13 protein-coding genes are annotated in these 14,138 nt (G+C 58.7%); 10 read left to right on the top strand and 3 right to left on the bottom strand.

Going from position 1 to position 14,138, the window contains the following annotated elements:
- Positions 1–303 precede the first annotated feature (303 nt).
- Both BLR16_RS05925 and BLR16_RS05920 read left to right on the top strand, forming a co-directional pair.
- Complete coding sequence (locus BLR16_RS05925) at positions 304–975, top strand: response regulator (RefSeq protein ID WP_003363740.1); 672 nt, start codon at positions 304–306, stop codon at positions 973–975.
- The gene (locus BLR16_RS05920) at positions 968–2,350 is read left to right on the top strand and encodes a sensor histidine kinase (protein WP_003431327.1); all 1,383 of its coding nucleotides are present in this window, start codon (positions 968–970) and stop codon (positions 2,348–2,350) included. Before BLR16_RS05925 ends, BLR16_RS05920 begins: the two co-directional genes overlap by 8 nt.
- 154 nt (positions 2,351–2,504) lie before the next feature.
- Here the strand turns inward: BLR16_RS05920 and BLR16_RS05915 are convergent, their stop codons facing one another.
- Together BLR16_RS05915 and BLR16_RS05910 are read right to left on the bottom strand one after the other, a co-directional pair.
- Positions 2,505–3,326, bottom strand: coding sequence for an HDOD domain-containing protein (locus BLR16_RS05915; RefSeq protein WP_003431326.1), 822 nt, complete (start codon positions 3,324–3,326; stop codon positions 2,505–2,507).
- Between the two features lie 110 nt (positions 3,327–3,436).
- Positions 3,437–4,378 (bottom strand): CAF17-like 4Fe-4S cluster assembly/insertion protein YgfZ, encoded by a 942-nt coding sequence (locus BLR16_RS05910; protein ID WP_032609198.1) that lies wholly within the window; start codon positions 4,376–4,378, stop codon positions 3,437–3,439.
- Positions 4,379–4,530: 152 nt separating this feature from the next.
- Here BLR16_RS05910 and BLR16_RS05905 point away from each other — a divergent pair, with 152 nt between their 5' ends.
- Both BLR16_RS05905 and BLR16_RS05900 read left to right on the top strand, forming a co-directional pair.
- Positions 4,531–4,785 (top strand): FAD assembly factor SdhE, encoded by a 255-nt coding sequence (locus BLR16_RS05905; RefSeq protein WP_003363729.1) that lies wholly within the window; start codon positions 4,531–4,533, stop codon positions 4,783–4,785.
- Positions 4,769–5,233: a protein YgfX gene (locus tag BLR16_RS05900; protein WP_060708206.1), complete on the top strand. Its 465-nt coding sequence runs from the start codon at positions 4,769–4,771 to the stop codon at positions 5,231–5,233. The genes BLR16_RS05905 and BLR16_RS05900 overlap by 17 nt, the downstream gene beginning before the upstream one ends.
- Here BLR16_RS05900 and nadB read toward each other — a convergent pair.
- The gene (nadB, locus tag BLR16_RS05895; protein WP_003431320.1) at positions 5,202–6,818 is read right to left on the bottom strand and encodes an L-aspartate oxidase; all 1,617 of its coding nucleotides are present in this window, start codon (positions 6,816–6,818) and stop codon (positions 5,202–5,204) included. The genes BLR16_RS05900 and nadB overlap by 32 nt on opposite strands.
- Positions 6,819–7,315: 497 nt before the next feature.
- Between nadB and rpoE the strand changes: the two genes are divergently transcribed.
- The 6 genes from rpoE (at position 7,316) to lepB (ending at position 14,051) form a co-directional block, all read left to right on the top strand.
- Positions 7,316–7,897 carry an RNA polymerase sigma factor RpoE/AlgU gene (rpoE, locus tag BLR16_RS05890; RefSeq protein WP_002554912.1) on the top strand — a complete coding sequence of 194 codons (582 nt, stop codon included), beginning with the start codon at positions 7,316–7,318 and terminating at the stop codon, positions 7,895–7,897.
- A gap of 33 nt (positions 7,898–7,930) precedes the next feature.
- A complete protein-coding gene (locus BLR16_RS05885; RefSeq protein ID WP_003395810.1) occupies positions 7,931–8,521 on the top strand; it encodes an anti sigma-E factor RseA C-terminal domain-containing protein in 591 nt (196 codons plus the stop codon).
- Between the two features lie 8 nt (positions 8,522–8,529).
- Positions 8,530–9,489: a MucB/RseB C-terminal domain-containing protein gene (locus BLR16_RS05880; protein ID WP_074804921.1), complete on the top strand. Its 960-nt coding sequence runs from the start codon at positions 8,530–8,532 to the stop codon at positions 9,487–9,489.
- 299 nt (positions 9,490–9,788) lie between these two features.
- On the top strand, positions 9,789–11,219 hold the full coding sequence (locus tag BLR16_RS05875) for a DegQ family serine endoprotease (RefSeq protein ID WP_223272533.1): 1,431 nt from the start codon (positions 9,789–9,791) through the stop codon (positions 11,217–11,219).
- Positions 11,220–11,390: 171 nt separating this feature from the next.
- On the top strand, positions 11,391–13,187 hold the full coding sequence (gene lepA / locus BLR16_RS05870) for a translation elongation factor 4 (protein WP_024660706.1): 1,797 nt from the start codon (positions 11,391–11,393) through the stop codon (positions 13,185–13,187).
- A 9-nt stretch (positions 13,188–13,196) separates the two neighbouring features.
- Positions 13,197–14,051 (top strand): signal peptidase I, encoded by an 855-nt coding sequence (lepB, locus tag BLR16_RS05865; protein ID WP_003363711.1) that lies wholly within the window; start codon positions 13,197–13,199, stop codon positions 14,049–14,051.
- The last annotated feature ends 87 nt before the right edge of the window (positions 14,052–14,138 follow it).

Below are 14,138 nucleotides of genomic sequence, written 5' to 3'. Positions count from 1 at the left end.
GGAGGTGCTCCATGGGCTGGCAAGCCTGGACGGGCGTAGACATGACGTGACTCCGTTTAGCAATTTATTGTTTTTATTGTTCAGACGCATCCAGGCGCCTTTTTTTTTTACGTACCCTTTTATCGGGTTGTCTCGCGATGCTAAACGACAAACCTTTCGTAAACCTTTCAGTTGCCTTTCACGTCTTGATTAGCGAGCCGCGAATCGTTTCTGCCCTTCACAGACGGCGGCCGGCCTGTAAACTCCACCGCCACGAGCCTCGATATCCAGATCGATAACAACAGTGACAATCAGGAGACGGCGATGCGTGTTCTTCTTGTGGAAGATCATCTGCAATTGGCTGAAAGTGTCGCGCAGGCGCTCAAAAGCGCGGGTTTGACCGTTGATGTGCTGCATGATGGCGTGGCTGCCGACCTGGCATTGAACAGCGAGGAGTACGCGGTCGCCATTCTCGATGTCGGGTTGCCGCGCATGGACGGCTTTGAAGTGCTGGCGCGTCTGCGAGCGCGCAGCAAAAACCTGCCGGTGCTGATGCTGACGGCGCGCAGTGACGTCAAGGACCGGGTCCACGGCCTGAATCTGGGTGCCGACGACTACCTGGCCAAGCCTTTCGAACTCTCCGAGCTGGAGGCCAGGGTCAAGGCTTTGCTGCGGCGCAGCGTGCTGGGTGGCGAGCGGCAACAGCGCTGCGGCGTGCTGGCCTACGATCTGGACACGCGGCGTTTCACACTCGGCGAAGAGCTGCTGACCCTGACCTCTCGCGAACAGGCAGTGCTGGAAGCGCTTATCGCCCGGCCGGGTCGGGTGATGAGCAAGGAGCAACTGGCGGCGCAGGTGTTCGGGCTCGATGAAGAAGCCAGCCCCGACGCCATCGAGATCTATGTCCATCGTCTGCGCAAAAAGCTCGACGGGCATTCCGTGGCGATCGTGACCTTTCGCGGTCTGGGGTATCTGCTGGAAAGCCGCGATGATTAACGACAGCCTGCGCTGGCGGTTGTTGTGGAACCTGGCCCTGCTGCTGGTGGTGTTGATGCTGGCCAGCGGCATGAGCGCTTACTGGAATGGCCGCGAAGTGGCCGACACCGCCTATGACCGTACGTTGCTGGCTTCCGCGCGAACCATCGCTGCCGGCCTGACCCAGCGTGATGGCACGCTGAGCGCCGACATTCCCTACGTGGCGCTGGATACCTTCGCCTACGACAGCGAAGGGCGCATCTACTATCAGGTCAATGACATTCATCAGAAGCTGATTTCCGGTTATGAAAACCTGCCTTCGCCGCCGCCCGGTACCTTGCGTACCGACGATTACCCGGCCCTGGCGAAATTTTATAACGGGATCTATCAGGGCCAGGATGTGCGGGTTGTCAGTCTGCTCAAACCGGTGACCGACCCGGGCATGAACGGCACCGCTGAAATCCGCGTCGCCGAAACCCAGGAGGCGCGCAAGGGCATGGCGCGCAGCCTGATGGCCGACACATTGCTGCGCCTGGGCATGCTCGGAGGGGGCGCGCTGCTGCTGGTCTGGTTCACGGTCAGCGCGGCATTGCGACCGCTGGAGCGCCTGCGCACCGCCGTCGAGGAGCGTCAGCCGGATGATCTGCGCGCCTTGCCGATGGTTGAAGTGCAGCACGAGCTGCGTCCGTTGGTGGGGGCGCTGAACCACTTCACCGAACGATTGCGCGTGCAGTTCGAGCGCCAGGCGCAATTCATCGCCGATGCCGCCCACGAACTGCGCACGCCGCTGGCCGCCTTGAAGGCGCGGGTCGAGCTGGGGCTGCGCGAACACGACCCGGAGCATTGGCGCAGCACGCTGGAGTCGGCGGCGCTCGGCACCGATCGACTCACGCATCTGGCCAACCAGCTGCTGTCCCTGGCACGCATCGAAAACGGCGCCAGGGCCATCGCCGAGGGCGGGGCGCAACAGCTGGACCTCAGTCAATTGGCCAGAGAGCTGGGCATGGCCATGGCACCGTTGGCTCATTCCCGGGGCGTTGCGCTGGCGCTGGAGGCTGACGAGCCGGTCTGGCTGCGCGGCGAGCCGACCTTGCTGAATGAGTTGCTGAGCAATCTGATCGACAACGCGCTGGCCCATACCTCGCCGGGCGGCAACGTCGTGTTGCGGGTCTATGCGCCGGGCGTTCTGGAGGTCGAGGATGATGGTCCCGGCATTCCGCCCGATGAGCGTGAGCGGGTCTTCGAGCGTTTTTATCGCCGCAGCCAGCAGGGCAGCGGTGCCGGGCTCGGCCTGGCGATTGTGGGCGAAATCTGCCGGGCACATCTGGCCAGGATCACCTTGCACGAGGGGGCTGAGCGTGGCTTGAAGGTAAGGGTCAGTTTCAGCGCCACCTGATCCAGACTGTGTAAAAACTACTGCGCTTGGCAATACTGCGTTAAAAACAGGCGAAAAATGCTCATTTAGAACACCTAGACTCCGCTTTTTCGCCTGTTTTTGCCTTGTCTTGCCTTCGCTCGTGACGTTTTTACACACCCTGGACCAGCCGAGGCTAGTAGAGCATGCTCTTGGCTTCGTCCATCTGGGCGCTGAGCACGCCTTCGCCTCTGGCGAGCCTCAGCTGGCTGTAGGCAGGCAGGTCGACCATTTCGATGAGGCTGAAGGGATGGTCGGTATTCCTATGGATATGCACCGTGGCGATCTGTACCAGGTCGGTGTAGTCAGGGCTTTTCGAGACGCGCGCGAAGTTCTGGAACTGGCCCGGCACACAGGCCAGCGGCTCGGGGAAATCCCATGAGCGCAGCAGGCGCTCGCCGATGACCGGGTGGATGCTGTCGATTACGTGGTTGAGGCTGATCGGGTCGGACAGCAGCTCGTAATGGTCTTCGGCATAGGTCAGGATCGGCAGGATCCCGATCAGGTGGATCAGTCCGGCGAGCGTGGCCTGATCGGGTTTCAGACTGGTGTAGTGCTGACACAGGGTGTAGCTGATACCGGCCACCTGCAGGCTTTGCTTCCAGATATCGCGCATCTTCTGCTCGATGACCGGCGACTTGGCGTGGAACATCTGCTCGACCACCAGGCCGATGGCCAGGTTGCAGGTGTAGTTGACGCCCAGGCGTCGAATCGCGGTATTGACGTCGCTGACTTCAAAATTCGGGCGCAGCAGGGGGCTGTTCGCAACCTTGATAAGGCGCGCGGAAAGGGCTGTATCGCTACCGATGACCTTGCTCAGGGCCGAAATACTGATCTCGGTGTCCTCTGCAGCCAGGCGAATCCTCAGTGCCACTTCCGGCAGGGTGGGGAGAAACAAGGCATCTCTGTCGATGGCCTTGATCAAGTTTCTCTGCACCTCGTCAGCCATCTTGCTCATGTTGCATCTCGCAGCTGTTGGGGGTGTCCAGAGTTATCCGCGCGCTCTTCAGAGCGCCAGGCTGTACTGGATCGCTCTAAAGACACTAGGAAGCTGAATGTGTTCGTCTGCTAGCGCTGAGTTTCGAGTTTGCTGTCCAGTGTGTAGGGCAGTTCACTCATTTGCAGCGCCGCGCCTTCTGGCGAACCAAGATTGATACGACCGTCTTCTGCCGCATCACCCTGCAATACCGCGAGCAGCTCGATGTTCTGCCCATCCTGTGCCGCAATGACGACGTTGCCCACTGCGCTGGCATGCACCGGTGAGAACAGTGCCGTACCGGGCTGCGGGATCTCTTCGCCGCTCAGGGTCAGGCGGTAAAGCCTGCGCTTTAGTTTGCCAAGATATTGCATTCTGGCAACGATTTCCTGGCCGGTGTAGCAGCCTTTCTTGAAGCTGACGCCGCCAACCGCTTGCAGATTGATCATCTGCGGAATGAATTCTTCGCGGGTGTTGCCGAACACCTGGCCGATACCGACACGGATCTGGCCCAGCAGCCAGTCGTTCAGCGGGGCTTCGCTCAACTGCGATGCCAGACGCGCTTTGATGCTGTCTACCTGTGCGCTGCGCACCCAGAGCTCGGCCCGACCTGGCGAGACGCGGATCGCGATCAGATCATCGGCGCGCACCACGCTATCGGTTTCCTGTGGCAGATCCAGCCCCAGGCTGACCAGCGCAGCGTCCCCGTCCTGCAGACCGAAGCGCACCCAGTCTGCGCTTTCATCCGTGAGCTTCGATTTGGAGAACACTGCGTATTTGCGCAGGTCGAGCAATTGCGCCTCGATCAGTTCGCCAGCCATCGCCAACAGGCAACCGTCGCCCTCGAACACGATGCGAAAACTCGACTGCATCCGGCCTTTCTGCGTGCAACGGGCACCCAGGCTGGATTTGTCTTCATTCAGATAATTGAGGTTGCACGTTAGCTGACCCTGAAGAAACTTGCTGGCATCCACGCCGCGAACGGCGAGAACGCCCTCATGGGTTAGCGTGCAGAAAAAAGCTGTGTGGGCCATGGTCATCGCAGATTGGGAAAAAAGTCCGGGGGCACATCATAGTGCCGAGTCGAGGTTATGCATACGGGTACATGAAAACTGCTGCGACCATTGCGAGATTCGCGCGCCCGGCTCACGGCTGTATACTTGCCGCCTACTTTGAGGAGCGCTCCATGGTCGAAGACGTTGAACTCAACCGCCTTTACTGGCACAGCCGCCGCGGCATGCTTGAACTGGACGTGCTGCTGGTGCCGTTTGTCCGTGAGGTCTATCCACATCTGAATGACGTAGACCGCGATTTGTACCGCCGTCTGCTGACCTGTGAGGATCAGGATATGTTCGGCTGGTTCATGCAGCGCGCCGAATCCGAAGACGCTGAATTGCAGCGTATGGTTCGCATGATTCTGGATCGTGTCCAGCCCCAGTGATCGCTTTGAATGTCACTGGCAGGCTTCGCGTCTGCTGGTGACGGCGTATCTTGCGGTTCAGTCGCTGGCACTGGTCGCGTTGTACTGGCTGGACATCGCCGCGTGGGCTGCGGCGCTGTCTGCGCTGATGTGCCTGGTGCACGCTGTCCGCGTGATACCACGCTCCATCCTGCTGACGCATCCGGCGGCATTCACTGCACTCAAGCGCGATCATCAAGGCTGGCAGCTGTGGAATGCATGTGACGGCTGGCAGCCTGTGCAGTTATGCCCCGACAGCCTTGCCTTGCCGTGGGTGGTCATTCTGCGTTTTCGCCCGATTATCGCCGGTCGGCCAGGACGATCAATAAACAGTTGTTGTATCCCGCATGACGCATTGACGCCGGACATTCACCGACGTCTGCGTGTACGTTTGAAATTCAGCCGGCATAGGTGGGCGGCACCAGAATAGTGTCCAGCGCCTCCGGCAACATATCGGGATAGTCCAGCGTGTAATGCAGGCCGCGGCTTTCCTTGCGCTGCATGGCAGAGCGGATCATCAGTTCCGCGACCTGCGCCAGATTGCGCAACTCGATCAGGTCACGGCTGACCTTGTAGTTGCTGTAGAACTCGTCGATCTCATCCAGCAGCAGGCGTACGCGGTGTTGAGCGCGCTGCAGGCGTTTGTTGGTGCGCACAATGCCGACGTAGTCCCACATGAACCGCCTCAGCTCGTCCCAGTTGTGCGCGATGATCACGTCCTCGTCCGAGTCGGTGACCTGGCTGGCGTCCCAGGCAGGCAGGTCGGCGGGCATCTGCACGTCAGCCAATTGCTTTTCTATGTCTGCGGCGGCCGATCGGGCGTAGACGAAGCACTCCAGCAGCGAATTGCTGGCCATGCGGTTGGCGCCGTGCAGGCCCGTGAAGCTGGTCTCGCCGATGGCGTACAGGCCCGGCACATCGGTATGCCCCTTGCTGTCCACCATCACGCCGCCACAGGTGTAATGCGCGGCCGGAACCACCGGTATCGGCTCGCGTGTGATGTCGATGGAAAACTCCAGGCAGCGCTCGTAGACGGTTGGAAAGTGCGTCTTGATGAAGGCTTCCGGCTTGTGGCTGATGTCCAGATACACACAGTCGATGCCCAGTCGCTTCATTTCATGGTCTATCGCGCGGGCCACGATATCGCGCGGGGCCAGTTCTGCCCGCTCGTCGAAGCGCTGCATGAAGCGCTCGCCGTTGGGCAGTTTGAGGTAGGCCCCTTCGCCACGAAGTGCTTCGGTGATCAGAAAACTCTTGGCCTGCGGGTGATACAGGCAAGTGGGGTGAAACTGGTTGAACTCGAGGTTCGCCACCCGGCAGCCGGAACGCCAGGCCATGGCGATGCCGTCGCCACAGGCGCCGTCAGGGTTGCTGGTGTACAGATAGACCTTGGCGGCGCCACCCGACGCCAGGATTGTGAAGCGCGCGCTGTAAGTATCCACTTCGCCACTGTGGCGGTTGAGCACATAGGCGCCGAGGCAGCGCTGGCCGTCCAGGCCGAGGCGGCGTTCGGTGATCAGGTCGATGGCAGCGCGCTGATCGAGCAGTTCAATGTTGGGTCGCTTGATCGCCTGTTCCAGCAGGGTGCGAAAAATCGCTGCGCCCGTGGCATCTGCAGCATGAATGATCCGCCGATGGCTATGGCCGCCTTCACGCGTCAGGTGAAATTCAAATCCGCTTTCGTCGGTGTCTGTGTCATCGCCGCGGGTAAAAGGCACGCCTTGATCGATCAGCCATTGAATCGCCTCGCGGCTGTGCTCGACGGTGAAGCGCACAGCGTCTTCGTCGCAAAGGCCGCCGCCTGCGTTCAGCGTGTCCTCAACATGAGATTGCACGGTGTCGGTGTCATCCAGTACTGCCGCAACGCCGCCCTGTGCCCAGAAGGTCGAGCCATTGGCGAGATCGCCCTTGCTCAGGACTGCAATCCGCAGGTGGTCGGGAAGGGTCAGTGCCAGGCTCAACCCGGCCGCGCCGCTGCCGATTACCAGTACGTCATGCTGAAAATGTTGACTCATCTGCGAATTCTGCCCTTGGCGACCACTAGTATAAGTATTGGGGTAACGGCACAATAGCCTCGCCTACATGGCAATGTGAGACCACGGCGGGTCTGGATTGTGCTCCAGTCCTCGACGTCATGCCTATTGATTTCCTTTTGTTGAGTTGCTGGAAATGCTCCAGTGTATTGATTTAAGGGAGTTTTATGCAGTTTGCGGCTCACGCCAGCGGTTGTGCCAATGGAACTTTTCTTAAAGAACCATGCTCAATAGCAGGTTGCCTACACAGGAACAGCGTCGATTTCGCAGGGTTAGATAAGTGATCATCAACTGCGAAACCGGCGACAAGACTATTCGCGCAGCCGACCGTGTCGAGCTGCGTTTTTCGTGCAGGCTTTACGATGGCTTGCAGGAAACTTGCTTGAAGGGGGAGAACTTTTGCGAAAAGCCCGAGTCTATGTTTGCGAGCCTGAACAATATCAGTTGCAACACTCCTTCATGCTTAACGAGGAGTGTTCATGCTAACCCAGGAAGAGGATCAGCAGCTTGTCGAACGCGTACAGCGTGGCGATACGCGAGCATTTGATCTGTTGGTGCTGAAGTATCAGCACAAAATTCTAGGGTTGATCGTGCGATTCGTGCACGACACCCATGAGGCTCAAGACGTTGCACAGGAAGCCTTTATCAAGGCTTATCGTGCTCTCGGAAATTTTCGCGGCGACAGTGCTTTCTACACCTGGCTGTACCGCATCGCCATTAACACGGCGAAGAACTATCTGGTTTCGCGAGGTCGGCGGCCACCGGATAGCGATGTAAGGTCTGAAGACGCGGAGTTCTACGACGGCGACCACGGCCTCAAGGACATCGAGTCGCCGGAGCGTGCATTGTTGAGGGATGAGATCGAGGGCACCGTCCATCGGACCATCCAGCTTCTCCCGGAAGATTTACGTACGGCACTAACTTTACGTGAATTCGATGGTCTGAGTTATGAAGACATTGCGAGCGTCATGCAGTGTCCTGTTGGTACCGTGCGCTCTCGGATCTTCCGCGCTCGGGAAGCCATCGATAAAGCCCTGCAGCCGTTGTTGCAGGAATCCTGAGACAGCGGCGATAGCCCAAGAGAGGAACCCGCCATGAGTCGTGAAGCCCTGCAGGAATCGCTGTCCGCGGTACTTGATAATGAAGCGGACGAACTGGAATTACGTCGGGTATTGAATGCCATTGACGATGCCGATACTCGCGCCACCTGGTCGCGTTACCAAGTTGCTCGTGCAGCGATGCACAAAGAGCTGCTGATCCCTCATCTGGATATCTCGGCTGCTGTATCTGCCGCGATCGCCGATGAAGTCAGCCCGCTCAAGGCAGCTCGCGGTCCTTGGCGTACGCTGGGTCGCCTGGCCGTTGCAGCGTCGGTTACCGTAGCCGTTCTGGCTGGTGTCCGCCTGTACAATCAGGACGACATTGCCGGTGCGCAACTGGCACAGCAGACCCAACAGCCTGCAAACCTGACTGTTCCGCAAGTGAAAGGCCCGGCCGTACTGGCTGGCTACACTGAAAGCGCCGAGCAAGCGCCTGGTCCTATGGCCAATGGTGTATTGCAGGGCGGTGGTCAAGGTGACCAGCGTCTGCCGGGCTATCTGCGTCAGCATGCCCAGGAAGCAGCGTTGAAAGGCACTGAAAGCGCGTTGCCATACGCTCGTGCTGCGAGTCTGGAAAACCGTTAAGGAGGATCATGCGAGCCGTCCCTCTACTGCCGCTACTGCTTGGTGGATGGCTTGCCCTCCCGGTACAGGCTGATGATGCGCAAGACGCAATCAATCGTCTTGCCAAGGTTGATCAGCAGCAGAGCTATCAGGGTACTTTTGTATACGAGCGCAACGGGAGTTTTTCTACCCACCGAATCTGGCACCGCATAGCGGACGGTCATGTTCAGGAGCGCTTGCTGCAACTTGATGGTTCTGCTCAGGAAGTGTTGCGTGTTGACGGGCTTACCCAGTGCGTCAGCGGCACACTCGAAGCGGGTGTGGCCAATCCGGCCGACTCATCTGCCCGCGCCTTCGATGTCAAAAGACTCTCCGCCTGGTACGACATAAAAGTTGTCGGCAAATCCAGAGTGGCCGGTCGCCAGGCAACCATCGTTGCGCTGTCCCCCAAGGACCAGCATCGATACGGCCTCGAACTTCACCTGGATAACGAAACCGGTCTTGTGCTCAAGTCGCTTCTATTGAGCGAGAAGGGGCAGTTGCTCGAACGTTTCCAGTTTACCGATCTCGATACCGCCGGTGTTCTGTCCGAGCAAGCGCTCAAGACCAGTGCCGATTGCAAACCCGTGTCTGTGGTGAAAACCAAGTCCGAAGCGTCCATAGGTCCTGTGGCCTGGCATTCGGACTGGCTGCCGCCGGGTTTCGAAGTCAGCAGCAGTGGTGTGCGCAAGGACGCCTCCACGCAATCCTCCGTTACCCATCTGATGTATGGTGACGGTCTGGCGCGTTTTTCGGTGTTCATCGAGTCGGTGAAAGGTGGATCTTCCTCGGATATTCGCACCCAGCTAGGCCCTACAGTGGCTGTTTCGCGCCGTCTCACCACGCCGCAGGGCGACATGATGGTGACGGTCGTCGGAGAAGTTCCGATGGGCACTGCGGAGCGCATAGCATTGTCGATGCGTAACGACGAACCTCCAGCCAGTAAATAAACATTTGAAGTCACGGATCCCAGGATGTAAAAATTTTCATCCTGGGTTACAGAAGCCGCCAGGCCGCACTCAACCTGGCTCGGGCACAGGCGCTGAAATGTTTGGTGAGGTTTGCAGATTGCAAAAGCTCTGTTTTTTTTCTATAGGTCACAGCCTCGCAGCTCTGGCCTTTTGTCGTTTCCAGAGGCCATCTCGCTGATCCAGAGATGAGCATCGCTGCTTGAGGTCTTTGAGTCGGTTGCTTCGGACTGCTTAATTTTTTCCTCGTTACGAACGGGAGCCATATGTCGATACCACGCATGAAATCCTACTTTTCATTGATTGCCGCTGTGCTGATGCTCGGTCAGGTTGCTACGGCTCAAGCCGAAAACCTGCCGGACTTCACCGGGCTGGTCGAGCAGGCGTCGCCCGCAGTGGTGAATATCAGTACGCGCCAGAAGTTGCCGGACCGTGCCGTCGCCAATCAGCAAATGCCTGATCTGGAAGGCTTGCCGCCGATGCTTCGCGAGTTTCTCGAGCGCAGCATGCCGCCGGGTTCGCGTCCGCCAGGTTCGGGTGCTGGCAAGGGTGATCGCCAGCGTGAGGCCCAGTCCCTCGGCTCGGGTTTCATCATCTCTCCTGACGGCTACGTGCTGACCAATAATCACGTAATCGACGGCGCTGACGAAATTCTCGTACGCCTGTCCGACCGCAGCGAGTTGAAGGCCAAGCTGGTGGGTACCGATCCGCGTACCGACGTTGCCGTCCTGAAAATTGAAGGCAAGGACCTGCCAACTGCCAAGCTGGGTAATTCCAATACGCTCAAGGTCGGCGAATGGGTCCTGGCGATCGGCTCGCCGTTCGGTTTCGACCATTCCGTGACCAAGGGCATCGTCAGTGCCAAGGGGCGCAGCTTGCCTAACGATACCTATGTGCCGTTCATTCAGACCGACGTGGCCATCAATCCGGGTAACTCGGGTGGCCCGCTGTTCAACATGGCGGGCGAGGTCGTCGGGATCAACTCGCAGATCTTCACGCGCTCCGGTGGTTTCATGGGGCTGTCGTTCGCGATTCCGATCGACGTCGCCATGGATGTGGCCAATCAGCTCAAGGCCAATGGCAAAGTCAGCCGCGGCTGGCTGGGTGTGGTCATCCAGGAAGTGAACAAGGACCTCGCCGAGTCGTTTGGTCTGGACAAGCCTGCCGGCGCGCTGGTTGCGCAAGTGCTTGAAGACGGCCCGGCTGCCAAGGGTGGTGTGCAGGTGGGTGACGTGATTCTGAGCGCCAACGGTCAGCCAATCGTCATGTCGGCTGACCTGCCGCACCTGATCGGCAACCTCAAGGACGGCAGCAAGGCCGAACTTGAAGTGATTCGCGACGGCAAGCGTCAGAAGCTGACGGTCACCGTCGGTGCACTGCCTGATGAAGGTCAGGAAATGGGCGATGTTGGCGGTACGGGTGCCGAGCGCAGCAGTAATCGTCTGGGCGTATCGGTGATCGAGCTGACCGCCGAGCAGAAGAAATCCCTGGATCTCAAAGGTGGTGTGGCGATCAAGGAAGTCACAGGCGGCCCGGCTTCGCTGATCGGTCTGCAGGCGGGTGATGTGATCACTCACCTGAACAATCAGGCGATCACGTCCAGCAAGCAGTTCACCGAGGTGGCGAAAAGCCTGCCCAAGGATCGCTCTGTCTCGATGCGTGTTCTGCGTCAGGGCCGTGCGACCTTCATTACCTTCAAGCTGTCCGAGTAACCGGTCGGTTTAAGAGGAAAGGGTGGCCATGGCCACCCTTTTTTGTACCCGTTTGTTTACCGTGCGCCGATCCGGGTGCCTGTAAGCGTGACGCCTCTTGCTTAGTTCAGGTACAATTCCCGGCTATTTTTCGGCGGGCAATCTGCCTGCAACCTTTTTGAGTGTTGATCCGTGAGTGATTTGAGTCATATCCGCAATTTCTCCATCATCGCCCACATTGACCATGGCAAGTCGACGCTGGCCGACCGCTTCATTCAAATGTGCGGCGGCCTGACCGAGCGCGAAATGGAAGCGCAGGTGCTCGATTCCATGGATCTTGAGCGCGAGCGCGGGATCACCATCAAGGCCCATAGCGTTACCCTGTATTACAAGGCCAAAGACGGTATTACCTACCAGCTGAACTTCATCGACACCCCCGGGCACGTCGACTTCACCTACGAAGTCAGCCGTTCTCTGGCCGCGTGCGAAGGTGCGTTGCTGGTGGTCGATGCAGGGCAGGGCGTCGAGGCGCAATCGGTCGCCAACTGCTATACCGCCATTGAGCAGGGCCTTGAGGTCATGCCGGTACTGAACAAGATGGACTTGCCGCAGGCCGATCCGGACCGCGTCAAGGAAGAGATCGAGAAGATCATCGGCATCGACGCCACCGATGCCGTGGCGTGCAGCGCCAAGAGCGGCATGGGCGTGGATGAGGTCCTCGAGCGTCTGGTCGCAACCATTCCGGCACCGACCGGCAATATCGAAGATCCGCTGCAGGCGTTGATCATCGACTCCTGGTTCGACAACTACCTGGGCGTCGTGTCCCTGGTGCGTGTGCGCCACGGCCGCGTCAAGAAGGGCGACAAGATTCTCGTCAAGTCGACCGGCAAGCTGCATCTGGTCGACAGCGTGGGCGTGTTCAACCCCAAGCACACGGCAACCGTCGATCTGAAAGCGGGCGAAGTAGGCTTCATCATCGCCGGCATCAAGGACATTCACGGTGCGCCGGTCGGTGACACCCTGACCCTGAGCACCACGCCCGACGTCGACGTGCTGCCCGGCTTCAAGCGTATTCAGCCACAAGTCTATGCAGGCCTGTTCCCGGTCAGCTCGGACGACTTCGAAGACTTCCGTGAAGCGCTGCAGAAGCTGACCCTGAACGACTCTTCACTGCAATACCTGCCCGAGAGCTCCGATGCGCTGGGCTTCGGCTTCCGCTGTGGCTTCCTCGGCATGCTGCACATGGAGATCATCCAGGAACGCCTGGAGCGTGAATACAATCTCGACCTGATCACCACCGCGCCAACCGTAATCTTCGAGCTGTTGCTGAAGACCGGCGAAACGATTTACGTCGATAACCCATCCAAGCTGCCTGACCTCTCGGCCATCGAAGACATGCGCGAGCCCATCGTTCGCGCAAATATTCTTGTGCCGCAGGAGCACCTGGGCAACGTCATTACGTTGTGCATCGAAAAACGTGGCGTACAGCACGACATGCTGTTCCTCGGCACGCAGGTCCAGGTGAGCTACGATTTGCCGATGAACGAAGTGGTTCTGGATTTCTTCGATCGTCTCAAGTCTGTCAGCCGCGGTTATGCTTCGCTGGATTATCATTTTGATCGTTACCAGTCGGCCAACCTGGTCAAGCTCGACGTTCTGATCAACGCCGAGAAGGTCGACGCCCTGGCCCTGATCGTTCACCGCGACAACGCACACTACAAAGGGCGTGCGTTGACCGAGAAGATGAAAGAGCTGATCCCTCGACAGATGTTCGACGTGGCAATTCAGGCGGCTATCGGCGGTCAGATTGTGGCCCGGACAACCGTCAAGGCGCTTAGAAAGAACGTATTGGCCAAATGCTACGGCGGTGACGTCAGCCGCAAGCGTAAATTGCTGGAGAAGCAAAAGGCCGGTAAGAAACGCATGAAGCAGGTCGGCAACGTGGAAATTCCACAGGAAGCCTTCCTTGCAGTGCTCAGGTTGGAATAGTCAGGTCCTATGTCACTAAATTTCCCGCTGTTGTTGGTCATCGCTGTCTTCGTCTGTGGCGTGCTTGCACTGATTGATCTGGTCATCCTGGCGCCTCGCCGCCGGGCTGCCATTTCCAACTATCAGGGCAGCGTGGGCGAACCTGACATTGCTGTCGTGGAGCGCTTGAACAAGGAGCCTTTGCTGGTCGAGTACGGCAAATCGTTCTTCCCGGTGTTGTTCATCGTGCTGGTGCTTCGTTCGTTTCTGGTCGAGCCGTTCCAGATTCCTTCGGGTTCCATGAAGCCGACACTGGATGTGGGTGATTTCATTCTGGTCAACAAGTTCGCGTACGGCATTCGCCTGCCGGTACTGGACCAGAAGGTGATTCAGATCGGTGATCCGCAGCGTGGCGACGTGATGGTGTTCCGTTATCCGAGCGACCCGAGCGTCAATTACATCAAGCGTGTCGTCGGTCTGCCGGGTGATCGTATCCGCTACACCAGCGACAAGCGGCTGTTCATCAATGGCGAGCTGGTCGCCAAGAAGCTGATCGGCACCGAGCCCGGTACACTGGGCAGCGCGGAACTGTATGAAGAGCAGCTGGGCGAAGTCGAACATCAGATCCGTCAGGAAATGAGCCGCTACCGCGCGCCGCCTGACAGTGAGTGGACAGTGCCTGCCGCGCACTACTTCATGATGGGCGACAACCGTGACAACTCCAACGACAGCCGTTACTGGGATGATCCCAACATTCCCAAGGACGAGCTGGGCATGGTCCCGGACAAGAACATCGTAGGCAAGGCGTTCGCGGTGTGGATGAGCTGGCCCGAGCCGAAACTGAGCCACTTCCCCAATTTTGCGCGCGTAGGGCTGATCAAGTAATCGATGCGGCGCTGCCTGAGCAGCGCCGCATGTCATTTGGGCTGACTGGAAACGCCTCTGAAGCATGAGTCGACCCGGTCAGGAGGC

Origin of the sequence: Pseudomonas sp. BS3767 (assembly GCF_900099665.1) — a bacterium.
Taxonomy (GTDB): domain Bacteria; phylum Pseudomonadota; class Gammaproteobacteria; order Pseudomonadales; family Pseudomonadaceae; genus Aquipseudomonas; species Aquipseudomonas cerasi.
This window is presented reverse-complemented; position numbering and strand designations above follow the sequence as displayed.